The organism is Actinopolymorpha rutila (assembly GCF_013407855.1).
In the GTDB taxonomy this organism is placed as follows: Bacteria; Actinomycetota; Actinomycetes; order Propionibacteriales; family Actinopolymorphaceae; genus Actinopolymorpha; species Actinopolymorpha rutila.
Genome location: NZ_JACBZH010000001.1, coordinates 6,039,013 through 6,061,325 on the forward strand (window position 1 = coordinate 6,039,013; position 22,313 = coordinate 6,061,325).

General features: G+C 65.7%; 24 protein-coding genes and 1 pseudogene. 16 read left to right on the forward strand and 9 right to left on the reverse strand.

Annotation, left to right across the window (positions count from 1 at the left end; all coding sequences use genetic code 11):
- Nucleotides 1-12 precede the first annotated feature (12 nt).
- The 6 genes and pseudogenes from F4554_RS27000 (at nt 13) to F4554_RS27020 (ending at nt 4,463) form a co-directional block, all read left to right on the forward strand.
- On the forward strand, nt 13-651 hold the full coding sequence (locus F4554_RS27000) for a hypothetical protein (protein WP_179790182.1): 639 nt from the start codon (nt 13-15) through the stop codon (nt 649-651).
- Between the two features lie 351 nt (nt 652-1,002).
- Nucleotides 1,003-1,593 carry a GNAT family N-acetyltransferase gene (locus F4554_RS27005; protein ID WP_238341418.1) on the forward strand — a complete coding sequence of 197 codons (591 nt, stop codon included), beginning with the start codon at nt 1,003-1,005 and terminating at the stop codon, nt 1,591-1,593.
- A 222-nt stretch (nt 1,594-1,815) separates the two neighbouring features.
- Nucleotides 1,816-2,721, forward strand: coding sequence for a formylglycine-generating enzyme family protein (locus F4554_RS27010; protein ID WP_179790190.1), 906 nt, complete (start codon nt 1,816-1,818; stop codon nt 2,719-2,721).
- 132 nt (nt 2,722-2,853) lie between these two features.
- Nucleotides 2,854-3,339 (forward strand): annotated as a pseudogene (locus F4554_RS34175) (aminoglycoside phosphotransferase family protein); the annotation flags it as partial.
- A 68-nt stretch (nt 3,340-3,407) separates the two neighbouring features.
- A complete protein-coding gene (locus tag F4554_RS33295; protein WP_272955915.1) occupies nt 3,408-3,776 on the forward strand; it encodes an aminoglycoside phosphotransferase family protein in 369 nt (122 codons plus the stop codon).
- A 114-nt stretch (nt 3,777-3,890) separates the two neighbouring features.
- Complete coding sequence (locus tag F4554_RS27020; protein ID WP_179790194.1) at nt 3,891-4,463, forward strand: GNAT family N-acetyltransferase; 573 nt, start codon at nt 3,891-3,893, stop codon at nt 4,461-4,463.
- 55 nt (nt 4,464-4,518) lie between these two features.
- On the opposite strand, the gene F4554_RS27025 is transcribed toward F4554_RS27020, so the two are convergent.
- Nucleotides 4,519-5,196 (reverse strand): HAD family hydrolase, encoded by a 678-nt coding sequence (locus F4554_RS27025; protein WP_179790196.1) that lies wholly within the window; start codon nt 5,194-5,196, stop codon nt 4,519-4,521.
- A 176-nt stretch (nt 5,197-5,372) separates the two neighbouring features.
- Between F4554_RS27025 and F4554_RS27030 the strand changes: the two genes are divergently transcribed.
- From F4554_RS27030 to F4554_RS27040, 3 genes are all read left to right on the forward strand, one after another.
- Nucleotides 5,373-6,158 carry a class I SAM-dependent methyltransferase gene (locus F4554_RS27030; RefSeq protein WP_179790198.1) on the forward strand — a complete coding sequence of 262 codons (786 nt, stop codon included), beginning with the start codon at nt 5,373-5,375 and terminating at the stop codon, nt 6,156-6,158.
- A 428-nt stretch (nt 6,159-6,586) separates the two neighbouring features.
- Complete coding sequence (locus F4554_RS27035) at nt 6,587-7,492, forward strand: hypothetical protein (protein WP_179790200.1); 906 nt, start codon at nt 6,587-6,589, stop codon at nt 7,490-7,492.
- A gap of 68 nt (nt 7,493-7,560) precedes the next feature.
- Nucleotides 7,561-7,866 carry a tyrosine-type recombinase/integrase gene (locus F4554_RS27040; protein WP_337796311.1) on the forward strand — a complete coding sequence of 102 codons (306 nt, stop codon included), beginning with the start codon at nt 7,561-7,563 and terminating at the stop codon, nt 7,864-7,866.
- Nucleotides 7,867-8,119: 253 nt separating this feature from the next.
- On the opposite strand, the gene F4554_RS27045 is transcribed toward F4554_RS27040, so the two are convergent.
- Nucleotides 8,120-10,246, reverse strand: coding sequence for an ABC transporter substrate-binding protein (locus F4554_RS27045; RefSeq protein WP_179790202.1), 2,127 nt, complete (start codon nt 10,244-10,246; stop codon nt 8,120-8,122).
- 412 nt (nt 10,247-10,658) lie between these two features.
- Here F4554_RS27045 and F4554_RS27050 point away from each other — a divergent pair, with 412 nt between their 5' ends.
- Complete coding sequence (locus F4554_RS27050) at nt 10,659-10,943, forward strand: tyrosine-type recombinase/integrase (protein ID WP_179791804.1); 285 nt, start codon at nt 10,659-10,661, stop codon at nt 10,941-10,943.
- A 972-nt stretch (nt 10,944-11,915) separates the two neighbouring features.
- On the opposite strand, the gene F4554_RS27055 is transcribed toward F4554_RS27050, so the two are convergent.
- Nucleotides 11,916-12,524 carry a hypothetical protein gene (locus F4554_RS27055; RefSeq protein WP_179790204.1) on the reverse strand — a complete coding sequence of 203 codons (609 nt, stop codon included), beginning with the start codon at nt 12,522-12,524 and terminating at the stop codon, nt 11,916-11,918.
- Nucleotides 12,525-14,293: 1,769 nt separating this feature from the next.
- Here F4554_RS27055 and F4554_RS27060 point away from each other — a divergent pair.
- The 4 genes from F4554_RS27060 to F4554_RS27075 all read left to right on the forward strand — a co-directional run bounded on the left by F4554_RS27060 (nt 14,294) and on the right by F4554_RS27075 (nt 16,579).
- A complete protein-coding gene (locus F4554_RS27060) occupies nt 14,294-14,629 on the forward strand; it encodes a hypothetical protein (protein WP_179790206.1) in 336 nt (111 codons plus the stop codon).
- A 217-nt stretch (nt 14,630-14,846) separates the two neighbouring features.
- On the forward strand, nt 14,847-15,257 hold the full coding sequence (locus tag F4554_RS27065) for a hypothetical protein (protein ID WP_179790208.1): 411 nt from the start codon (nt 14,847-14,849) through the stop codon (nt 15,255-15,257).
- A gap of 329 nt (nt 15,258-15,586) precedes the next feature.
- Nucleotides 15,587-15,934 carry a hypothetical protein gene (locus F4554_RS27070; protein WP_179790210.1) on the forward strand — a complete coding sequence of 116 codons (348 nt, stop codon included), beginning with the start codon at nt 15,587-15,589 and terminating at the stop codon, nt 15,932-15,934.
- A gap of 168 nt (nt 15,935-16,102) precedes the next feature.
- Nucleotides 16,103-16,579 carry a hypothetical protein gene (locus F4554_RS27075; protein WP_179790212.1) on the forward strand — a complete coding sequence of 159 codons (477 nt, stop codon included), beginning with the start codon at nt 16,103-16,105 and terminating at the stop codon, nt 16,577-16,579.
- Nucleotides 16,580-16,802: 223 nt separating this feature from the next.
- On the opposite strand, the gene F4554_RS27080 is transcribed toward F4554_RS27075, so the two are convergent.
- The 4 genes from F4554_RS27080 to F4554_RS27095 form a co-directional block, all read right to left on the reverse strand.
- Complete coding sequence (locus F4554_RS27080) at nt 16,803-17,462, reverse strand: hypothetical protein (RefSeq protein ID WP_179790214.1); 660 nt, start codon at nt 17,460-17,462, stop codon at nt 16,803-16,805.
- Nucleotides 17,463-17,774: 312 nt separating this feature from the next.
- Nucleotides 17,775-18,098: a hypothetical protein gene (locus tag F4554_RS27085; RefSeq protein WP_179790216.1), complete on the reverse strand. Its 324-nt coding sequence runs from the start codon at nt 18,096-18,098 to the stop codon at nt 17,775-17,777.
- A 67-nt stretch (nt 18,099-18,165) separates the two neighbouring features.
- The gene (locus F4554_RS27090; RefSeq protein ID WP_179790218.1) at nt 18,166-18,687 is read right to left on the reverse strand and encodes a hypothetical protein; all 522 of its coding nucleotides are present in this window, start codon (nt 18,685-18,687) and stop codon (nt 18,166-18,168) included.
- A 172-nt stretch (nt 18,688-18,859) separates the two neighbouring features.
- Nucleotides 18,860-19,009 carry a hypothetical protein gene (locus F4554_RS27095; protein ID WP_179790220.1) on the reverse strand — a complete coding sequence of 50 codons (150 nt, stop codon included), beginning with the start codon at nt 19,007-19,009 and terminating at the stop codon, nt 18,860-18,862.
- A gap of 139 nt (nt 19,010-19,148) precedes the next feature.
- Between F4554_RS27095 and F4554_RS27100 the strand changes: the two genes are divergently transcribed.
- Nucleotides 19,149-19,517 (forward strand): hypothetical protein, encoded by a 369-nt coding sequence (locus F4554_RS27100; protein WP_179790222.1) that lies wholly within the window; start codon nt 19,149-19,151, stop codon nt 19,515-19,517.
- 161 nt (nt 19,518-19,678) lie between these two features.
- Here F4554_RS27100 and F4554_RS27105 read toward each other — a convergent pair whose 3' ends face one another.
- Nucleotides 19,679-19,900, reverse strand: coding sequence for a hypothetical protein (locus tag F4554_RS27105; RefSeq protein ID WP_179790224.1), 222 nt, complete (start codon nt 19,898-19,900; stop codon nt 19,679-19,681).
- 948 nt (nt 19,901-20,848) lie between these two features.
- On the opposite strand from F4554_RS27105, the gene F4554_RS27110 reads away from it, so the two are divergent.
- On the forward strand, nt 20,849-21,193 hold the full coding sequence (locus tag F4554_RS27110) for a hypothetical protein (RefSeq protein ID WP_179790225.1): 345 nt from the start codon (nt 20,849-20,851) through the stop codon (nt 21,191-21,193).
- A 40-nt stretch (nt 21,194-21,233) separates the two neighbouring features.
- On the opposite strand, the gene F4554_RS27115 is transcribed toward F4554_RS27110, so the two are convergent.
- A complete protein-coding gene (locus F4554_RS27115) occupies nt 21,234-22,085 on the reverse strand; it encodes a hypothetical protein (protein ID WP_179790227.1) in 852 nt (283 codons plus the stop codon).
- Between the last annotated feature and the right edge of the window lie 228 nt (nt 22,086-22,313).

Below are 22,313 nucleotides of genomic sequence, written 5' to 3' on the forward strand. Positions count from 1 at the left end.
GGAGCCTGACCGGTGTCGTACGAGGAACTGGAGCGACGGCAGGCCGCGTTGCGAAGCGACGCCGCGACGATCCTCGCCGAGCTCGACACGTCCGGAGTCTTCGAGCGTCTCGGCACGATTCTGCCGACGGGGAGTTACGTATCCGGCCTGATGACCTGGCCCGAGATCGACATCATGCTCGCCGTCGGGTCCAGGTTCGCACCGGCGGACGTGCTCGACCTGCTCAGGCGGATCGTCGAGATCCCCGGCGTGGTGGACATGCACTACACCGACGAACGCGGATCACGTGCACCGACCGATGCGGTCCGCGACGAGCGATATCACGTGACCATCGGTATGGAGCGGCCCGGGACGGTCGGGCCGGCGAAGGGCACCGCGAGCGCCATCGTCAGCTGGCGGATCGATCTCTCGCTCTGGCTCCACGACGACCACGCCAGTGTCACGGCCTGGCACGAGGAGCTCCGCGACTCGATCACGGACGACCAGCGACGTGCAGTCCTTCGAATCAAGGACGTCTGGCACCGCACGCCACGCTATCCCGACGAGGTGAGTGGCCTCGACATCTACACGGCAGTGCTCGACGCGGGCGTGCGGACCCCTGAGCAGTTCGGTGGCTGGCTGGCAGAGCGTGACGGCCGGCAGGAACCCTGAGGCTGCGTCCGAGTCTTCGGCCACTACGGCTCGAGGACAGTGCTCGCCCGCGCGGTGACAGCCGCGGCACAGTTGGTGGTTTTACGCTTCGTTAACGCTGGTCCTGCAGGCTCCGCACCAGACATCCGGGGGACGGGGCGGTTGAGCGGGGGGCTCGGCCGAGTCGGTGTTGGGGGACGGCGCGGCCGGGGTAGGGAGGCCCCGGCCGCGCTACTTCGCGTTGTGACGCCACAGCCAGGTTCGCGACTTTGCGGCTCGCCAGAAGTTCTTCACTGGGCGGCGCGGAGCGCGACATGAGGGGCATTGGATGAGCTGCTGCATACCCTCCTGACTTGCTGGGAGGATGGCAGCATGGCCGACAAGGCGATGCCTTCCTACACGACCCGCCTGCTGGATGTTGACACCTGGGACGACTTCGCCAGGCTCGTAGAGGCAAACAACGGCGTCTGGGGTGGTTGCTGGTGTATGGGTTTTCACCCCGAGGGGGTTGGCAATGACCGCACAGCCTCCCAGAACCGCCAGGCCAAGGTCGAGCACGTGCGCAAGAAGACAGTCCACCAGGTCCTCGTTTACGACGGCGACGAGTGTGTGGGCTGGTGCCAGTACGGCCCGCCTGCGGAGCTTCCGAACATCAAGAACCCGAAGACCTATAACCAGGGACTCGTCCAGCTTCCGGACTGGCGGATCGGCTGTATCTTCACCGGCAAGGGCCACCGCCGCGAAGGGGTCGCTCGGGCAGCAGTAGCCGCCGCCCTGACCGCCATCAAGGAAGCCGGCGGCGGGGTCGTCGAGGCCTACCCGGAGCAGGTCGATGGCCGCGAACCCCAGCGCGGCGCCTACTTCCACACCGGCCCCGAAAACCTCTTCGAGGAATTCGGGTTCAGGCGCGACCGTAGGATCGCCAAGTGGCGTTGGGTGATGCAACGCCACGTACAGCCTTAGCTAAATTGGCCGAAGGCTGTCCGGCCGCGACTTCTTGACGTATGTGCTGGCAGGGGTTGGAGTTCCCAATCTCGCGTGATGGACCAGCTGTGGCCGAGATGCTGGCCGCCGCACAACTGTCGGTGGACCATGGTCGTCGTGCCGGATCGCGTACCGGATCGTCCAGGGACCACCGCCAGGGCCTCGTTGGACGAGGCGACCAATCCAGTCGATGGTGCTGCGATGTCGTTCGTTCCTGCCGGGTCGTTCGCTATGGGCTCGGAGCGATCGGCGGTGCTCCAGCTGTGGGAACGATACGGCTGGGACCATCGGTGGTTCGACGGACAGGTCGGCGGCACAGACTGGATCGGCGAGTTGCTTCCCCACGAGGTGGAACTCGACGGCTTCTGGATGTACCGCGACCCTGTGACAATCGGCCAGTTCCACCGGTTCATGCTTGCCACCGGATACCCCGCCCCGGTCGATATCGACGTCCACGGCCCGTGGAACAGCGCCTGGGCTGACGGGGCACCGATCCCCGGCAGCGAGAATCTGCCGGTGAGCTCGGTCAGCTGGGACGACGCCGCCGCCTACTGCGCCTGGGCAGGGGTTCGGCTTCCGACAGAGGCGGAGTGGGAGTACGCGGCCCGTGGACCCGCTGGCTCGACCTTCCCCTGGGGCGAGGACTGGCGGCCGGACGCCTGCCGTTCGGGCGAGGACACGGCCGGCCGACCATTCACCAACTACGACGAGTGGCGCCGCTGGCTCAACGGTGGCTCAAGCCGACGCCAAACCGGAGGCCGATTCGACCGGGCCTGCTGGCTCGGCGAACACGTCGCCCAACTCGAAGGCCCAACTCCCGCCGGCCGATATCCGGGTGATCGAAGTTGGTGCGGTGTGTACGGCCTCGCAGGCCAAGTGCGGGAATGGTGTGCCGACTGGTACGACCCCAACTACTACGCAGACAGCCCGCGCCAGAATCCGCGCGGCCCCGACGGCCCTCGCGGAACTGGCCCCTGCCGGTCGCTACGAGGCGGCGCCTGGCTCTCCACAGCCCACACCAGCCGCGGCGCGCAGCGCCTGTGCTACCCACCGGACTCCCGAGACACCAACGACCACGGCTTCCGCCCCGTGGCACAGCCCAGTTAGCGCACGGACATCTCGGGTCTGCCTCGCCAGCCATACTCATCCCGGCTGAAAAGCGAAGCTCGGCGGTCTTGGCTCGGGAAGCTAATCCTGCCCCTTGGACGGCGTGGCGCATGGGTGATCGAATCGGGTGCCATGAGTCAACCTGACGCCAGAGCCTTGACCGTCCCTACGGCGTTTCGTGATGTGCTGCTTCGGGACCTGGGTCAGCGGGCCCGCGAGTGGTTGGACCGTCTGCCCGACCTTGTCAGTGACCTGTTGGAGCGCTGGTCGTGCGTCATCGCTGGGCCGGCCATGTCCGGGTGGGAAGCCGTCGTGGTGCCTGTTCGTCGGCTCGATGGTGCTGGCGCGATGTTGAAGATATTGCCTCCGTATGAGCTTCAGGTGTTCGAGGCCCTCACCCTCGCGACCTGGGGCGGGCGAGGAGCAGCGCTGTTACTGGAGCGCGACGACACCAACCGTGCGATGTTGCTCGAGCAACTCCGTCCGGAATCCGTGGCGACTGTGCCCGACGCGGATGAAGCGATGACCATCATTGGCCGGCTGGCCCGACGCCTCGCCGTCCCGGCACCCCCTGGTCCGCTCCGGTTGGGGCCGGTGTCCGAGCAGTGGGCGACCGAACTCCCCGACATGTCGGCAGCCGCCGGACATCCACTCCCCGCACGAGCCGTCGACGCCGCCGTGGCGACATGTCGGAGCTGGGACCTGACCGGCCCGACACCATGCAGCACGGCGACCTCAATCAGTCCAACGTTCTCCGCGGAACACGTGAGGACTGGCAGGCCATCGACCCCCACGGTTACGTCGGCGAGATCGCGTTCGAATGCCTCACCCACCTCCGCGACCGGTGGACCGAACTGAAGCGTTTGCCCGACCCTGACCGAGCCCTCCGCAGGCGGATCGAAATCTTCGCCGACGCCGCCGAGATCGACCGCGAGAGGGCGATGCGCTGGACGCACACCAGAGCCGTCCAAGCCATCCTCCGAGCGGGACCACATGACGGTCCCAGAGACGACAGCGACGTGCACGAGTGGATGGCAGCCTCGCTGACCGACTGACCCGTACGGGAAAGGATCGGCAGGGTTTGCCCCGGCCGAGAAAACCCATTGCGAGTGGCCGGCACCGAATGTCAGATTGACCGGCCGCCAATCACCGGAGGGAATATGACGCCCATGTCGCTGCCCACCCCGACGCTGCACACCGCTCGTCTTCGGCTGCGGCCCTTCGACGACGCGGATGCGAACGACCTCTTCGCGCTGCACAGCAGCGCGTACGTGCTGCGCTACTGGGACGCGCCGCCGTGGAGCGATCGCGGGCGCGCCGAGCGGTTCATCACGACTTGCCGGCAGATGGCAGAGGAGGGCACCGGGGCGCGGCTGGCCGTGGATCGTGTCTCTGACGGGGCGTTCATCGGCTGGTCCAGCCTGAACCGGTGGAATCCGGACTACCGCAGCGCGTCGCTGGGCTACTGCTTCGACGATGCAGCGTGGGGCCACGGCTACGCGACCGAGGCCGCGCGCGCCTTGCTGCGGTGGGCATTCGACACGCTGGACCTGAATCGCGTCCAGGCTGAGACCGATACGCGCAACGTGGCATCTGCCCGCGTGCTAGAGAAGCTCGGGTTCGTGCGTGAAGGGACGTTGCGGGAAGACTGCGTCGTGAACGGCGAGGTCTCTGACTCGTGGGTCTACGGGCTGATCAGGCGAGAGTGGCGGCCGTCGGCCGAGCCGGTTCCCGCCCGCTGAGTGTCGCCCCCTCGCGAGACGTCGCCCCGGCATCCGGGCGACAGGAGATGATCGGTCAGCCAGTGCCGATCAATGCCGGGAGTCCATGCAGGTTGGGGAGGATCGCGTCGGGGCGGGCGTCTGCAGGGGGCTCCTGGCGGTCGCGGTTGAGCCAGATCCCTTCCCAGCCAGCCTGCTGCGCGCCAATGACGTCGTTGGGGATCGAGTCGCCCACCATGACGTACCGATCGCCGGGGATCGCTGCCCGAGCGATGGCGTAGATACGTGGGTCCGGCTTTTCGACCCCGTGGTCCTGAGAGAACACCGTGGCCGAGAAGAGGTGCTCCAGGCCGACCCGGGCAGGGTAGGAGTTGCCGTTGGACAGTAGTCCCACGCTGTGGTTGAGGATCAGGGTCTCGAGGGTCGGCAGAACGTCGTCGTACAGATCGACATTGGCGAACCGCCGCTGCAGGTAGTAGTCGTTGAGGTGCTCAGCGAGCCCTGCGTCGTCGATGCCCAGCCGATGCAAGCTGTGCGTGAAGGCGGCCAGTCGGATGGATTCCAGGTTGGTGACCGTACCTCTGAGCTGCTCGGCCACGAGCTCACGGTCCGCCACGAAGGTGTCTACGGATAGGTCGCCCTCGGCGGCAGGAACCAGCCTGCGCAGCTCCTCGATCGTCGCGGCCAGTGTCCGACGCATCAACGTGCGGAAGTCCCACAGGGTCTGGTCGCCATCGAAGAAGATCACCGCCATGGCCACACATGCTTCCACGCCATGAGCAAAGGCGACTCGAGGACGTCGCGCATCGGCTGGTGGAGACCTGCCGCACATCAACCCTGTCCGTCAAAGCGGGGCAACCCCACCGGATAGGCGGCGGTTCTCCTTGGGGCGAACAGGTGGAGGGCTCGGTCATCCGGCAGTATTCGCTCATGGTTCAGGAGAACTCATTTATGGGCACTGCTGGCGCGGTCGGCGGCGACTCGAGCCGTCCGTGGCAGACGCTCTCGTCGGGCTTCGAGCAGGCGCGCGCCCGTGAGGACTCGCTGGATCGGCTCGTCGAGTGGCCGGCGCAGCGCTCTTTCCTCGGCGACGTCACCGGACTCGCCGTCTTGGACGCGGGCTGCGGCAACGGGGCGAAGATCGCTCAGTTGGCTGGAGACAGGGCCGCCGCGTCGGTCGGCGTCGACATCAGCGGGAACTTCATCGCGCCGCCGCAGGGCGTCGAGCTTATCGAGGGCGATCTCTCCGATCTGGCGGCGGTGCCGGGCCTCGCTGGCCGGCTGTTCGACCGGATCCTGTTCCTGCAGTCCTTCGGGTACGCCGCGGACCCGGTCCGGGCATTGCAGACCGCGCGCGAGATGTTGGCCGAGGACGGCTTCATCCTGCTCACCCGGACCCAGCCGATCCGGTACGCGATCGAACGAGCGGAGCAGAACGGGACCTCGCTGGGGGAGGAGTACTTCGCCACCGAATCGTTCGCCTACCGGCACCGCAACTGGGATGAGGGGGTCACCCTCACCAAGCGGCCGTACACAATGTCGGACCTGCTGAACACTTTCAGTGCGGCTGGGCTGTGGATCGAAGCTGCGGTCGAGCCGCAGATGCCTGCCGAAGCCGCCGAGCGCTATCCCCACAAGCAGGCAGTGCTGAACAAGTATCTCGGCATCCTGATGTTCAAACTGCGACCCCTGCCAGGGCTGCAGCCGAGTCGTTGAGCGCCGCCTACGGGCTGCTGATGCGCCGGCCTGCGTAGCGAGCCCACGGTTCGGCGGCCTTGTCTGCGTTTGACACACATAAAAGTGTCTATCGGCGGCAAGATCGATAACGGCCGATCGGGCGTACGCCACGGCATCCGAGGTCGGGACGAGCCGATCCCGGTCATTAGCGTTGCTGTACTCCACTGCTGTAGGCCTCTGGCCTGGATCACAGATGGTGCAACGCCGACCGGCTGAGGGGGCGCCTGCCGTAACCGCTCCGGCCGCTCTGCTCAGGTATTTGACGTGCGGGGGGTCTCGTCAGCTGGCACACATCTGACATGCGGGGGCCGGGCTCTGTCCCGTACGCAGGCCCTTACTCATCTTGCACGCCTGCCGGGGTGGAATTACGTGGCACTCGCTGCCGGCCCTCTCCTACCATGCGGCGCGTGGAGATCTTGGGTATTGAGGTCGAGTCGTCACTGGCGCGCCGCTGGGCCGACTGGCTGGCCCCGGCCCGCCAGCCGTTCTTCATGACCGCCGCCGAAGCGGCCGAACTCGGACTCACCTCAAAGGGTGGTCTCGTAGACTCCCTCTCCCCGGAACTTCGCGACACCTACGAGACGTGGAACCTCGCCAAGGATCTGGACGTCGTGTGGCTTGACGAACACGCGTTCCACGCTCAGCCGCAAGAGGTTCGCGCCAAGCTCGTACTCGCCCAGGTCAGACACGGGCGAGGAGCAGTGCCCTCCGTCACCGATTGGGCGGACATCCTTGATGAGCAGGTGCTGCGCAAGCAGGCCGACGGGAATCGGTTCGTCTGGTGGCCAACCCTTGTGCAGCATCACCTCCAGACCGTCTTCCAGCGCGTCTTCGGCGAGTGGCAGCTTCCCTGCCAGCGCAGGGACGTACCGGAGGAGATCTGGCGTGCGGCCGCATCCGTACTTCCGCATGCCCGAGAACTCAGCGGAACCTACGCCCCCGGGAGCAGAGGAAGCGCCTTCGCCCGGGGAAGCGCAGCAAACTGCTTCGCCACCGTCATGGCGGCAGCAGGTGCGCCCGACCCCGACGATCAACTGTTCGAGGATTGGCTAGCCGCCAACTGCACGGCCGGTGGCACCGACGACCAGCCAGGCACCGTCCTGGTATCGCGCGACGCGGAAGATAACATCACGCATGCGGCGGTCACTCTTGGCGGCGGCTGGGTACTGCACAAGCCAGGGCAGGAATGGCTCAGCCCTCACCAGGTTCTAACGGTCGATGACCTCAACAGCCTCGCTCCACCGGGGCTCACTCTTCACCGGTACACCCTGCTGAACGCCAACACCCGCAACTCACTGGACCAGCCAGCCTGAGACGCGCCGAGCGCCAGGAGAAGGATCGGCAGGGTTTGCTCGGTGTCCAGTCGAACTGGAAGCGGTCTGTGGGCTGGCGCCGGGCGGCTGCATCAGTGGGTGCACCGACGCTGCGGATCCACGACCTGCGGCACACCGCGGCCTCCATCTGGCTGGCCCAGGGAGCCGATCCGAAGGTGGTTCAGCGGGTGCTGGGGCATGCCACGAACCACGGCCACGGCGCCAGTGACCTGCTCTCAGGCGCCGTGCCAGTGGTGAGCGTCGGCCAGCGTCTCACGCACCGCTGCGCGGGACCTCGTCAAGGATTGCGTCCCAGCCCGAGCGTGGCTACGACCGCTCTCCCACCTGCCGCGGCCTGGTGTCCAGATAACTGAGCGGACATCAACGGTGGACCTCGACCGTCGCCAGCCCGACTGGTACCTGTACGGCTACTGACTCCCAACGTTGCCGAAGATGAACGAGTGCAGCGGTCACGGTCCGACGGGCGACCATGGGGAACGTGCCTGTGATGAGTCGGGTGTTAGTCGACACGCTTCGGACCGCACATCGTGGACAGATCCCAGAGAAGCTCCTCTTGAGAAATCGGCGTCGTCCGGTAACGACCGGCAGGGTCGACTGCCTTCCTGGTCAGCTGTGCTGGTCCGGGTTGGCCCAGAAGTATGCCTCCGGGTCGTAGACCGCAGGTGACGGATGCTGCCACGGATTGACGAAGCCCCCGAGGGCGAGGTTTTCCTTCCGCGGGACGTTGCGCAGGTCCTTGTGCGCAAGGACCAACTGGGGTGTGTTGGCCACCGTACCCATGAAGAACGGCCCGTCCGTGACGTGGATCTTGTCGATCTCCCAGGCCAGTTGCCGACGCTTCACCGCGTCAGGTTCCAGCTTGCTCTGGTCGTAGAGCTTCCACATCTTCGCGATCGGGCCCTTCGGGTCCGGCTCCATCCGCGGTGGAGTGCGCTTGAACGGGTCGACGTTCTGCTGTTGGTGCTCCTGAGGCGTTCCCCGTAGGGCGAAGTACTGCCCTTCGAGCGGCGCCCACCGAGTCGGCTCGATCGGCAGGAGCCAGGCCGGCTGGGCGAAGTGGTCCGGGCCGTTGCCGACCTCCCAGGCGGCCTGGGAGTCCAGCGAGCCGGAGGCCCACTCGTCACCGAAGGCGTCGGGCGGAATCGGGTTCAGTGTCACCGTCAGCCCGATGGCTTCCCAGTCTCGCTTGAGGAAGTTGTTCTTCTGCTGGTGGTCCTTGGTGGTGTCGGCCGGGTAGTCGATGCGGATCTTCAACTTGGATCCGTCGGGCATCTCTCGCTTGCCGTCGGAATCCTTGTCGACGACACCGATCTGGTCGAGCAGCTTCTTCGCCTTCTCCGGGTCGTACTTGACGAAGGAGTCCCGCCAGTTGTGGTAGACCTGTTTGCCTTGGTCGTTGACCTGGTACTCGATCGCCTTGGGGCTCAGGGTTCCGGTCGTCTGCTCGCCGGTGTTGAAGTAGATCGACTTCTGCATCTCGTCCCGCTTGGCGGCCAACGAGAGGGCCTGGCGGAACTTCGGCTCGCGGATCAGCGCCCGCATCGGCGCTTCCTTGTGGTCGTAGTTGAAGAAGAACATCGACCCGGTTCCGCTGCCGCCGTCCCACAACAAGACGTCGAGGCTGCTGCGCTGTTCGGACTTCTTGAACCCGGAGACGTCGGCAAGGGTGAGCCCGTTGAACGGCCCGTGGACGTAGTCGAGCTTGCCCTCCTGCATCTGCAGGCGTGCCACCTCGGGATCGTCCACCACGGAGAACGTCAACGTGTCGATGTTGGGAAGTTGGCGACCGTCCTTGTCGACGCACCAGTAGTAAGGGTTGCGCTCCCAGATCGCCTGATGACCGTCCCGGTAGGACTTGAGACGCCAACCGGTCATCGTCGGAGACTGCGGGTTGGAGGAGTAGTCCCGCTTCTTCTCGAACTCACCGTCGGCGGTGGCCCAGTTCTTCGACACCGCCTTGTTGTAACGAGGGTGGAACTGCTTCAGGTAGTGCTTGGGTTCCATCCAGGTCGTGCCGTTGCCCCGGTTGACGTAGCCGGCCAGTCGCGCGGCGGTCAGAGGAGCGGGCGCGTCGAACTTCATCACCAACGTGCGCTCGTCAGGGGCCGTGAGCTTCATGATCGTGCCCTTGCCGGACTTTGCCTCGTCGGGAGGAATATCGGGGTGCTCCTGGTTGAGCACCATGTCCTCCCACCAGAACATGATGTCCGCGGTGGTCCACGGCTGGCCGTCCGACCACTTCAGGCCCGACCGGAAGTGCAGCGTCCACTCGGAGGCGTCGGCGTTGGACTCCCAGCTCGCGACCAGGCCGGGCACGATGTCCAGGCCGTCGTTGACGAACCGGAGCAGGGAGTGACCGTACATGTACTGCCGGATCTGCAGGTCGTTCGCGGTGGGCACCGCGAGCAGCAGGTTGCCGCCGTACTTCCCAGGCTCCAGCCAACGATGAGGTACGACGTACGGCTCCTGCGGAAGTCGCTTTTCCAGCGCCGGAAGGTCACCGGACTTGACGCGCGCCGCGAGCGTCGGTGACTCCTGGAACTTCGCGGGCGCCGGTAGCGGCTTGGTCTCCGAACCCTTGCCCGAGCCTCCCCTCCTCGCCTTTGCGTCAGGCTTGGCGCCGCTGCCGCCGGACCCACTACTCGACGAACAGGCGCCGAGCGTCACCGCACCGGCAGTGAGTGCCGATCCGTAGAGGAACGTCCTCCGGTCCAGTCCACCGCTTCTTGCCATGTTCGACACTTCCTTCTGCTCGAGTCGACCCGACACCATCTCCACTTCGGCCTGAAATATCGAGCCGCAACGCCTACCTGGCGGGGGATCCGGTCCAGGATCGGCCACTGCCACCGCTTCCCTGTCCGGCATGCGGACACCCGCAGCGGCGTATCAAGGACGTTGTGAGCATGATCGTCTGGCTCAACGGATCCTTCAGTCGCGGCAAGAGCCGCTGGCTGGTAGCACAGACAGCGATATAAGTCATGCGTTGTGTAGGTGCACACTCGTGATCCTGCAGACTGGCGGCTATCAGGCCTCGTTGCCGTGGTTGCGTACGCTGCGGCGCAGGACGGACCTGCCGTCTACGCACGCGAGCCGGAAGGGCGCAGAGCGCAAGGGAAGCGCCTGATGCGCTCGCGATTACCGCGACCTGGTGTTCGCGCAGCCCAACGGCCGGCCGATCGACCTGCGGGATGACTGGGAGGAGTGGAAGACGCTGCTGAAGATGGCCGGGGTCGGTGATGCTCGGGTCCACGACGGTCGGCACACCGCGGGCACGCTGCTCCTGGAGCAGGGCGTCGACATCCGGGTGGTTCAGGAGATCCTCGGGCACTCTGATCTGAGGGTCACCCAGGGCTACACGCACGTCGGATCGGTGCTCGCCCAGGACGCGGCGGCCCGGATCGGACGGGTCCTTTTCGGAGGTGCCCGGTGAGTCCAATTGAGACCACAACTGAGACCACGAGGTCACTACAGCTTGATCGGCATACTGCCGGGGATGAGGTTTCCGCAGGTCAGAGGTGATTTTGGATGGAGCCGCCTGTGGGAATCGAACCCACGACCTACGCATTACGAGAACCGCCGCCAACACCCAATTGGCCCTCCACCAGCAACTTCACCCCCACTTACTCCCCCACCAACCCCACCGTTTGCCAACGGCTGACACCATTTCATGCCACAAGCCATGCCACGAACCCAGGCCACGGCGCCAGTGTTCTGCTCCCAAGCGCCACCTCAGTGGTGAGCGTCGGCCAGCGTCTCACGCACCGCTGCGCGGCCTCGTCAAGTATTCGCGACCCAGCTCACGTGTGGCTACGACCGCTCCCGCTGGCCGCGGTCTGGCGTCGGTGCCTAAGCGGACATCGCTTGAGCATGGGTCAAGAAAACTGGCCACTCGCACGATTGCCCGGTAACTGGAGGGCGCCATACCGGTCACGTCCGAGCGGTGCAGGAACCGTTCGCAGTCTCGCTGGCGGTCCGCAGCCTGTAACCAGCACCCATTCAGCGCCCCGACCGCCTTCCTTTGGCGTCGAGTTGTTTGGAGGTGGCTGGGGTGGGAGGACTCGAACCTCTTATCATCAGCTCCAAAGGGCGATGAGCAGCTTCAATATGCAGCTGGCCTGCGACAACGTTGGCCGAGCCAGTGTCTGAAGTGTCCTCGATTGCACTTCAAGACTCCGTTTCATGGGCAGACTCATGGGCACTGGCCCCGCCACCACCCGCCCGGGGATCCGACCGGCCTGCGGCCTGATCCGGGTCGTAACACCTAGATCGCGACCCGATCGAACGTCGGCTTCCGAGGCCATCACCAGGCTCGCGAAGTAATGCCGTAATCGCTCATCGGGCGCAGTAGCTCGCGGTGCCGAGCCTCGTCCAGGCGACGCCCGCGCTGGGGACCCCGGAGTGATCAATGGGTTGCCACAGACCCAACATAGAGCGCCGGGTCGTGCTCGAAGTCCGGGGCAACCTCTGCCGTCACGTTCGCCGCCTGGGTCTTCGGGATGAAGTAGGCGTAGGTCGTGCGCACGCTGCGGCCGGGTCGCAGCTTCGTCAGGGAGATCCCGCAGTCGGAGTCGATGCAGCTGGGGTCCAGCTGGTCCTCCCCGGCGAGCACGTTCATGTCGGTCATGCTTGGGTCGAACGTTTCCGACGACGTGTTGCGCACCTGGATGGTGAACTTGATCGGCAAATCGCCCGCCTTGAGCGCCGCCTTGATTTCGTCGTCATACTCGGCCGTCTCAGCCCAGGACTCGCCGTCCCCGGCGTCCTTCATGATCGTCGGCTTGAACACCGTCATCTCGATCCCGTCCGCATAGACCGTGCGGGCGCCCCATGCGTACTCATCGGGCGCCGTCGGCGTCGGCGTCGGCGTCTCGGTAGGAATGGGTGACCTGCTGGTCGCCATAGCCCGGACCCCGCCCCTTTCGGCCACCTGCTTCACCGGCGGAGTGGCGACGCAGCCTGCCAGCAAGGCGAGGGCCACTGCGCTCAGTGCGATGGACTTGGTTCGGTTCATGATCTCTCCATTGCCAACCGCACGGCGGACCCCGAGAACGACGTCGGGGACTGGAGGACGATCCGCTCAGATCGCAGGCGACGCTTCGACATGCGGGCCTCCGGGACGTTGAGTTTCTCCCCGTGGGCGGAAGTGTGGGGCACCAGGCAGCTTGATCGGAAGGGCCCAGCCAACTGAACCCCCGAGAATGGTTGTCGACCCGCTCCATGTCTGTCGGGCATTGAAATTCCAGTCCGCAGCCAGTCCGCAAGAAGTCCGCAGGACGCCCAACAGCTGCCGTTGTCAGCCAGCTACAACAAGCGGTAAAGACGCAGGTCAGACGCGGTGCTCGGGACGTCTGCCCAGACCAGGGAACCCGCGGCCCGAGTTCGAGCTGTATTACGACATCTGATAGACGCAGGTCCCAGGCCTGCGAGATCACCGCGGAAACGGTGGCTGACCTGCGGAAACGCCTTCTGGCGCTTCTCACGGTCTGCCGCCGTTTTCCATGATCATGTGTACCGAATGTGTACCGGGCTCCGGCGATGCCCGCTGTACGGTGCTGCCAGTACCTGTCGTTGACCGTGGATCATTCCTGGCTTGGGCATGCGGAGGGCACGCAGGTGCCCGGCTTGAGGGAGTCGGAGTTGTCCGGGACCATGCTCGGCATGGTTGGCACCGCGGAGCTTCGAACGCTGTATTTGGATCCGTCCACGGCTTGGGTTGCGTGGATGCTTGATCCGAACTCGTCGACAGTTCCGAACGGCCTCGCGGCAGCCGACCATCGGATCAGCCGACACCCGCTGCGACGTCGACGCGCTCATCGCCGACGTTCCGCAGCCCATTGGTACTGCAGCGATTGCTATTCCTGGTGCTTGGGCTCATGACGGCTTATGAGGCGATCTGGATTCTGGTCGCCATGATTGCGTGGGCGCTCGTACTTACATTTAGCTATCGAAGGTCAGATCCTGCTAGTAGAAATAGGGGGCTTCTTGCCGCCATCTCCTGGCTGGCCTTGATCATTCCCATGGCGTATTACAGATTGGACGGAGATGTCCGCCTCGTTGCGGGATCGTCAATAGGTGGCGCCCTGCTACTTCTTCTCTTTACTCGTGGACGACTAGAGGCCGCGCTCCTTGGCCGTGGTCGCAAAGATAACGGGTCCCATGAGGAGGCGGATGACGTTGCGCCGGGTCACGGTATCGTGATTTGGCTTATTGTTGCAGCAATCTTCGTAGGCTTGTTCGTAAGCACGTATCTCTAATTTGAGTGCATGACACGCGACCTGCAGTATTTCGAGAGAGATCTCTTTCTCGGGCTGATCACGGGCGGGTTCTCCTATTTAAATTCCTAGGCCCTGGCGATGTGCTTGATCTCCTTGATGATGTCGCTATGCCAATTCGAGAAATCGGACGTCTGGTCTCAGCACATTCGTGAGTTCCTCGGCCGACCATAGTGTTCCCTCCACAGGGGCACGCGACCTTGTTATCTGTAGGAACGGGCACCGTGATCACGACCGGCGCGTCCGCGCTCGGGAGGTCGTCGGCCTGGTGCTCGTCGTCGTCCGGTGTTGCAGGTCATTGGGGTCGGACTGGGGTCAGTCGGACGCCGCTGACAGCCATGCGCATCGTTTCGACTGGATGTAGCCTCCGGCCATGACAGCCGCTGACTCGCCGCCGCCGTGGGCGGGAGATGCGATCGGGCAGCGGTTGCGCAGCTTCGCCGACCACCTCGAACGTGATCTTGGACCATCGGTGACGATGATCCGCAGGTGGGACGGTGGTGAGTTGGTGACCGAGCTGATCCCAACCAGCCACGACGCCATGCCCGTGGTCTGGACAGACTTCGGCTCCGGGCTGCAGCTTGAACTTGGCAACGGTCCAGGTGGCTCATTCGGAGTGTTCGACCGTGACGACCAAGGTGCGGAGTTCGTCGAATCGACTGTCCGCGCGATTGTCGACGGCCACGTCACTGAAGTATTCGGCCCGGACCGATCGCGGGTCGAGGTGACCTACCTGGACGGATCAACGTTCCACCACACGGGCTACGACGGCTTCCTCGCCGGCATACCCCGATGGGGATGGCGAGACCGAGGTCGTAAGGTCTCCTACCCGCCCTACAGGTGAGGCAGCAGCGCATCGCGCCTGTCCCAGCTTGGAAGGGCTGGCGCGGGGCCCTGGCCGCAGCTCCTGTCTTGCTTGGTGGATAGCCCTGCACGCCCGTTCAGACCATTGCGGCCCGCAGCTAATGGCACGATAGTTGCACGGCGACGGCGACGGCGACCGGCGACGGCGACCGGCGACCGGCCGAATGGTGAGCTGCTGCGAGCGTGATGCTGTGGTTGTGGACGAGTCTGCTGTGCTCTTCGAGGGCTGCCGGCCATGGACCGAGCCCGGCGCCTCGGCCTACGAGCCGGAGCTTCTGGACGGCAGGATGCTCCACTTCCATGAGATGGATCTGCAGCGCATCGAGATCGAGCCGGAGCAGCGGCGACTGACCTTGTGGCTTCGCTGGCATCCAGATTGGCTGCCCGAAGAAATTCGCGACTCTCCAGTCGCGCGTATCGAGCCGCATGGGGCTCGGGTGGTGGACTGGCAAGAAGAACCGGTCGAAGATCTTCCACCCGGGGTAGGACGAGAGGTGTGCGGCGTGGACTTCTACCCGCCGAACCTTCTGCACTTCCAGTCGTTCAACGTCGCGTTCACCGCACGTGTCCGCCGGGTCAGCCTCGCCGTTCTGCCGACGGAAAGGTGACGAGGGCGCGGAGCGATACGGTCAGCTTGGGAATCGTAGGGATCGGACCTCCTATTCGGTGTGTCAGTGTGGATCAGCGGCCTGGCGTGACCTGGAGGATCCGGTCCTGGCCCGCTGTAATGGCACGTGGATGGCACGGCCGGAGCCAGTTCGCGCTGCCAGGCTCCTCGAACTGGTGTCCCCGGCGCCTCGTGTTGACTTCGATGGGGTCACGCTGGGTCTGTTGGACTCAACGGGCTTGGCGTAGGACTGTTTCGTGTGTCCAGTGTTGACCGTCGCAGTACCGTGTCTGCACATCGCGGCGGCTCGGGAGAGGGGTGCGATTGCGCATGCGAGCAGAGACCGACCTTTCCAGATCTGCGCTCGTCCCGGTCCTGCTGTGCGTAGTCGCGGTTGGAAACGCCGTCGTCTGGTGGACGGTCACCACCTACCCGCGTGCGATGGCCCGGTTCGAGGAGGAACCAGTCCCGCCGCTGACGCCGGCCGATCTCCTAGTACTTGGGATCGCGGGGCTCCTCTCCCTGCTCATGGCAGCCGGAGCGATTGCAAGCCTCATCTCCCGCACTGCCGATCGTGGACGTTGGATCGGTGCGCTCTCCCGCGCCGGTCTCATCGCCTGTCCTCTAGCTGGCGTGTTCTACGTGTCGTATGTGGGTTACCTCTGGCTCCTCGCTTGAAGCCTGCCGAGATGGCCGTCACTCCACGGGTTGTCGGCCTGGTGCTGATCATCGCCCGGTGTGCAGCTCGGACCAACATCACCCTTGGCTTGGGTGGCACGCGGAGGGCACGGAGACTGGGAGCTTGGCAATCTGAGTGGCATTGATACCGCGCTTATCATCGTGACCATGACCGGTCCGCGTCATGGCCAGGCAGCGGCAGGTGTAGCCGCAATCGCCGCGCTGCTTGGCGTGATGTCCGCGCCGGGTTGCGAGCCGCTGTACGGCTGCGATGAGCGCGAAAATCGCTTTGGCTACAGGCTCGACGCACTCCCCGTGCTGGAGCTGCACCCTCCTGGCGCAACACTCGAAGATGAGTACTCCGGCTGTGACGATGACGACCTGTATGCCACAGCGGGTCGCAAGTACCACACAACCGGGACTGCCGCCGAAACGAAGGCGTTCTACCGTCACGCGCTCCCAGCGGCCGGCTGGAGGCTAGACACCCACCTGCTAGCAAAAACCAACCGGATGTGCTTCACCAAATCCGTGGACGGCACCGCTGCGATCTTCGCTCTGGAGTGGCTAAGCGAAGAGCCCCAGAACTTCTACGCGAACGTAAAGGCGAGCCTTAGAGACACGCTGACTTGCGCTGACGACGCCTGACGCACTGGCGTTCCGGTGCACTGTAGTGACCTTCCTATCCGTAGGCCGCCAAAGGTCGACCTGGACAGTCCACGATCATCCAGTCCGCGCGCGACGGGACGTGCTCGGTGCGTCCGGTCGGCCGGCGTCCATCGTCGCCCGACGTGGCAGCACGTTGGCGTCAGGCTGGATCAGATTTATGGTCTGTCCCACGACCTGCCAGAGTCTCCATTCGGCCCGAGCGCTACTTGTCGAAGGATCCGTCGTTGACAGCTCGGACGAGTTCGGCGATGCGTTGATCGGGCGCTTGGCTTGGAGCCAGTCTTTCCTTGTAGACAATCCGAATCCGACCTGCTTTCCACCAGTGGTTCCGGTATCGAAGCACACCGACTTTCCATCCCTTGACGCGGTTCCAGAACAGCGCGTTCATGATCGGAGTCAAGATCGCCGGGTTGTCTGCACCGACTCCGTTGACGAGTGGTTCCCCGACCTTGACGGCCCTCACGTAGAAGATCCATTCGCCTCGATAGATGCGCACGTCGTGATCCCGCGGCGTGAACGGAAGTGTTTCCCACCACTGGCCGGTGGTTGCGACTTCGGGGCGCCCTTGAGTGTGGCCCGCGTCTGTACCGCCCATTTGGCGTTCCATCTCTCGTTTGCGCGCGGCTTCCTCGGCCTCCAGGTCGGCAACTACCTCTGGTTCGTAGAGCCGCCGGACTTCGCGGCCGGCCATCCGGGTTCCTTGGATGGCAACCAGTGCACCGATCGCCCCGACAAGCAGTTGGGTCGCCGTTCCGTCCATGGGATCGGCCGGGCCGTACTGGAAGGCGGTCCACGCGCCCACGCCGGCAAGCACGATGCCCCACACGAGCTTCTTGATCGCCTTGCTGCGCGTACCGTTCACGCGCGGAAGCTACCGCGGCTCTGACATGGCTGAATAGAGGTTGGGGTAGATCGCCCCACTTTGCGTGTCTCGGCTGACCTACGCCGATCCCGTAGGGCATCAGGAGCGTGGGGAGGGTTGAGGCATGCCCAGCCCATATGGGGCTGCGAAGGTCACCAGACTCCCCCGTCATCCTCGCAACCAGCCAGATTGAAGGTCGCAGCGCAGCGGGTCAAGGGTCGGCGGAGCCGATCATGAAGTGACGCCGAAGGCGCCATTGACGCGTGGAGTGGAGACCGGAGACTGGCCTGCGAGGAGGACGGGGCGGGAACGTTACTCGTTGGCCCGGTGGTCGCCACCTCTGGTGTTGCGGTTGGACGAGATGAGGGCAAGGGCGACGCTGATGGTCCAGGTCAGGAGACCTACGCCCATGCCGACGGCGGCGCTGTCCCCGACGCCGGGTCCGGCGGCGCCAATCGTCGCTCCGACCACGCCACCCGCAATGACGGCGACGAGGGCGAGCCCCCATGCACCTCCGCCCTGCCCGATCTCGCCAAGCCGTTGGCGTAGCGAACGTTGACGGTCGCCGAGGAGCAGGACCTGGGCGCTGATAACGGTCGCGCCGAGCCACATGATCGGAAGGAAGTACCAGGGCACCGCCTGAATCTACGGGCCGCAACAGCTGCGCGCTGTCCTTACGCCTGGTGAGCCCGAGGACGGCGCGCTAGCGCCCCCCCAGGGCGGCCGTGCGGCTGCGCCGCGTTAGCGGTGCCTTGACTCTCAACACGGACGACGTCCGCTGCAGAACGACGTAGGTCGACCGGTGTCCGCGGGAGGGGCGTACCAGCGGATCGGTGCGCACCATGAGCTCGATCGTGGCGACCGACGCATCGGCGGCAAGTGCGGGCACCGGACCGCTCCTGGCCGCCGACATGTGCAGCAGAGTGACCGCGGTCAGCACGGCCGCACCCAGGCACGCCACCGCCGCCGGCAGTCCGATCCCACCTGTGCGCGGGTCTTCACGGCCCTCACGGCACAGCAGGACGACTCCCGCCAGCGCCGCCACGACCGCCCCGCCGGCGGCGGGCACGATGGGCAGGATCGGGACCACAAGAGTGCACAGCCACCCGGCGACCGCGACCGGAACCAGCCGTGCGTCGACACGAGTGCGAACGGCAGCACGAGCGGACGCGCCGTCGCCGTCGACGTGCACCGACTCGCGCAGGAACCCGACGAGGCTGTCCACCGTGATCACCCTCACGGTGCCGTGACCCGGTCGCGTAGCTCGGCGAAGATGCGCTCGCCCATAGATCGGGAGGCCGTACCGGTTTATCCGCGTGGAGACCACGAAGGTGGGCGCCCGAGCCGATTCCCTGCCCATTGGTGACTGCGTCCCGGGCGCCCGATGCGATTGTCGGTCAGCCCTCCGACAACTCGGCGAGGTACCGCTCCAACGCCGTAAGCACGAGCGCGGACATCGTGAGCCGCTGTGACCGTGCGTACGCCTCCGCTCGCTGCCACAACTCGGTGTCAGCGTCGCGCACGTAGACCGCCTTTGCCTGACCCATGAAGACATCCCACTGCCTTCATAGACCTTCATAGGTCTTCGCAGTACGGTCAGAGGTCACAAGACAACGGGACCGCCGCGAGCCTCAGGCCGATGCTCAACGACGGTCCCTCGGACCGACCTACTCAGGAGGCCAGACCGTGAGCACCATTCTGCCGTCAGGCGACGCCAACCCGCGTCGGGGCGGCGTCGACTTCGCTCAGCCGTCCGAGCTACTCGACCGCGCCGCCGCCGCGATCGACGCGAGCCTCTACGTCCGCCGCGTGAGCTTCGGGATCACCGACGAGCAGCGCCGCCGCGCCGCCGAGATGCTGGCGGCGTTCTGGGCGACCGCCGAGGAGTTCGACGTCACCCGCGACGATCTGCGCGGCGCCCTCGACCTGCCAACCGCCTGCATCGCCCTGGCGGCCACCGTGCAGCGTCGGGCGGCCAACCGGGCGGAGATCGCCCGCCGGGGTGGTGGGGACGACCCGGACGCGATACTCGACCGCCTTATCTGCGGGCGCTGACCGCCTGGTCCATCACTGCTGTCTCGCCAAACAACGCAGAACACCCCCGCCGGGAGTCGTCCGGGCGGGGGTGTTCGTCTGTCTTGTAGGGCCAGCCGGTGACGTACGGGGTGGCGGGCACCCCCGGCCGCTCGACGCCTCCCTCGTCGTCGGGCGGCAGCTTACGTGCCGGCCCGTACCTCGGCTCCGGTGATGACTTCCCAGCGGTCCCGGGTGGCGTCAGTGCCCCATCCCAGCGGGCGCACCTCAGCCGACACGGCCGCGACGTGGAACTCCGGCGGCGCGGCGGTGTAGTCCACCCCCACGATCACGTCAGCACCGCGCCGCAAGGCTTCGTCCGGCGCCCACGACCTGCCCGGCGTGCCGCGTGCACCAACCCGCACCACTAGCTCATTGACCTCTATCCGGTACCGGCCGTGTTCCGGCACGAGAGTCGGCCGCTCCCCTAGTTCGGTCAGAATGTGTCGCGCCACGTCGTACGCGGCAAGGTCGTTGAGTCGTTCCCCGCGTGGTAGCCGCATGGCTTGCCCCTCGTCTCGGCGGTGTGTGCCGACCATTCTCACCCCCGCCCCGTCATCGCGCGCCCCTCCCGAGCGACGGCAGTCCTCCGCCGACGACTCGACGAACCAACCGAGGTTGCTTCGGTCCCACGCGCTCGTCGTGCTTCGGGATCAGGCCCGACTTGAGCACGTGCAGCTTGCGCCCGCACAAGTAGCACCGAATCACGGCGCCCGGAGGTTTGTTTGCGGGCTCGTGCGACCCGGAGCATGTGAGCGAGATCAGCGTGTTGCGGGCAGCCATCCGACGGGTGCCATGAACCTTGCGGGACTTGCCGTCCTCGACACACGCGTGGCGCGCCGGGGCCTTGCAAGTCGGGCACTCGACCTCGATCGGTCCGACCTTGCGCCACGTCATGACCGCGACCACTTCCACGCGTGACGGAACCCGAGTACGGCAGCCACGAGCACGGCCACATCGTCGTTGAGTCGTTCCGCGCGTGGTAGCCGCATGGCTCGCCCCTCGTCTCGGCGGTGTGTGCCAACCATTCTCAACCTCGCCCCGAGGCACGACACAAGTAATCTGGTAGGCCGCTCCCTTCCGATTCGAGCGCTCACGCTCCGACGTAGCTACGTCACGCACCCTTGGCACTGGCGGGCACCGTGCAGCGTCCAGCGGCCAACCGGGCAGAGATCGCCCGCCGTGGTGGTGGGGACGACCCGGTCGCGATACTCGACCGCCTGATCTGCGGGCACTGACAGCACACAGCGAACCGCCCGGTCCCTCGAGGTAGGGACCGGGCGGTTCTGGATATGGGGAGAGAGGAGGTTTACATGATCGAGGTTCTGGAGCAGGACACGAGCAAGTTCGACACCGAGGGCGAGGCGAAGCTCTACCTCGTGCGGTTCTGGTGGGACGCAATGAAGCACAGCCGCGGAATCCCGAACGAGGTCTGGGGCGGGACCAACATGCTCGTCCAGGCCACGTCAGGCGACGTGTCCGAGGTCTACGCCTGGGCAGTCCACGAGAGCAACAACCCGGAGTGGACGGAACGGAAGGGCCCGGTGCGGTTCTTCCAGCTGTACGCAGTGGTGGAGGGCGAGCGCTACCCCTGGCTGCTTCGCCTCGCCGGTCCGGACGACCCGACGATGGGCACTGATGAGACGGACACTGCCTGAGCGGCCCCTCGGCAGGTGGAGGGACCGGGCTCTGCTTTTGTCAGCCGCGACGGCCGACGGAGAACCGCACCGACCAGTCCTCCATCCCATCCGGGGACGAGAACGGAAGCGTCACCGCCCCACCAGGCGAAACACCCGGGAACACCGCCGCGACCGTCGACGACGACCGGGCCGCGATCTCGTCCGGCGCCTTCCCATCAGCCGCCGTCCGCTGCGCACCGTCCGGCGCCCGGTACGTCGCAGACGACGGGAACACGTTGATCGCGCCCCGGCTGGTGGTCACCTTCACTACCACCCACAGCGCGTTCTGGCTCGTCGTCTTGTAAGCCGACCGGAACTGGAACGTGACACCGTGGGCGGTCACCGTCGACCCGTTCCCCATCGTCAACCGAGGCCCGATCTGCATCCTGTTCACCGTCAGGTCTGCCAACTTCCCGCCGTGGACGACGAACCCGGCGAAGTGGTTGCAGACGTCTCTGCCGTCGTCGCCGGTCTCGCAGTCCCGGTAGCCGTCGCCGTCGCGGGTGAGGGTGCCCGGGTAGTCGGTGATGCCGGCGTCGAGGTCGGCGGTTACGAGGTCGGCCTGCTGCCGGAGGTATGCGTCCGCGACCGATCCTGGGACGGCGAGTTTCCGGGCCGCGAGCATCCTGTCCGGGTCGTAAGAGGCCAGGGCTTCGAGGTACGGCTTGGGGTCGTACTTCGGCGTCGTGGCCTTCGGAGTAGGGGTAGTTGGGGTGGGCGTCGGGGTAGCGGTGGGCTTCGGCTTGGCCTTCTGCGTCGTGGCCGCGGTCGGGGACTTCTGGTCTGTCGCGTCAACCGACACCCCCGCGCATGACGTGAGCGCCAGCCCGGCGAGCGTCGCCAGGGTCACTACAACCCGCTTCGTGGTCATCCCAATCCCCCATCTGTAGCGGCGCGTCCGGCCGTCGCATCCACTGCTGGGTGCAGTTTGCCCCGGCACGACCCGCCGCCGCGGGCAGATGATCCAACTCCTCAGCGCGGTGCATCCAGTACATGTCGGCTAGCCTCTGCCCACCCCGTAACAGCAGACCGACCCTGGCCGGGCGTTGGCAGGGGGCAACCGGTCGGGAACGGCTTACGGGCAAGGCGAACCGGGCGT

What these genes read in the sequence shown, in the direction of transcription:
- F4554_RS27070 (WP_179790210.1), top strand. Translation starts at nt 15,587, where the DNA reads ATGCGAGCAGAGACCGACCTTTCCAGATCTGCGCTCGTCCCGGTCCTG.
- F4554_RS33295 (WP_272955915.1), top strand. Translation starts at nt 3,408, where the DNA reads ATGTCGGAGCTGGGACCTGACCGGCCCGACACCATGCAGCACGGCGAC.
- F4554_RS27110 (WP_179790225.1), top strand. Translation starts at nt 20,849, where the DNA reads ATGATCGAGGTTCTGGAGCAGGACACGAGCAAGTTCGACACCGAGGGC.
- F4554_RS27010 (WP_179790190.1), top strand. Translation starts at nt 1,816, where the DNA reads ATGTCGTTCGTTCCTGCCGGGTCGTTCGCTATGGGCTCGGAGCGATCG.
- F4554_RS27075 (WP_179790212.1), top strand. Translation starts at nt 16,103, where the DNA reads ATGACCGGTCCGCGTCATGGCCAGGCAGCGGCAGGTGTAGCCGCAATC.
- F4554_RS27030 (WP_179790198.1), top strand. Translation starts at nt 5,373, where the DNA reads ATGGTTCAGGAGAACTCATTTATGGGCACTGCTGGCGCGGTCGGCGGC.
- F4554_RS27025 (WP_179790196.1), bottom strand. Translation starts at nt 5,196, where the DNA reads ATGGCGGTGATCTTCTTCGATGGCGACCAGACCCTGTGGGACTTCCGC.
- F4554_RS27045 (WP_179790202.1), bottom strand. Translation starts at nt 10,246, where the DNA reads ATGGCAAGAAGCGGTGGACTGGACCGGAGGACGTTCCTCTACGGATCG.
- F4554_RS27055 (WP_179790204.1), bottom strand. Translation starts at nt 12,524, where the DNA reads ATGAACCGAACCAAGTCCATCGCACTGAGCGCAGTGGCCCTCGCCTTG.
- F4554_RS27115 (WP_179790227.1), bottom strand. Translation starts at nt 22,085, where the DNA reads ATGACCACGAAGCGGGTTGTAGTGACCCTGGCGACGCTCGCCGGGCTG.
- F4554_RS27095 (WP_179790220.1), bottom strand. Translation starts at nt 19,009, where the DNA reads ATGGGTCAGGCAAAGGCGGTCTACGTGCGCGACGCTGACACCGAGTTG.
- F4554_RS27020 (WP_179790194.1), top strand. Translation starts at nt 3,891, where the DNA reads ATGTCGCTGCCCACCCCGACGCTGCACACCGCTCGTCTTCGGCTGCGG.
- F4554_RS27005 (WP_238341418.1), top strand. Translation starts at nt 1,003, where the DNA reads ATGGCCGACAAGGCGATGCCTTCCTACACGACCCGCCTGCTGGATGTT.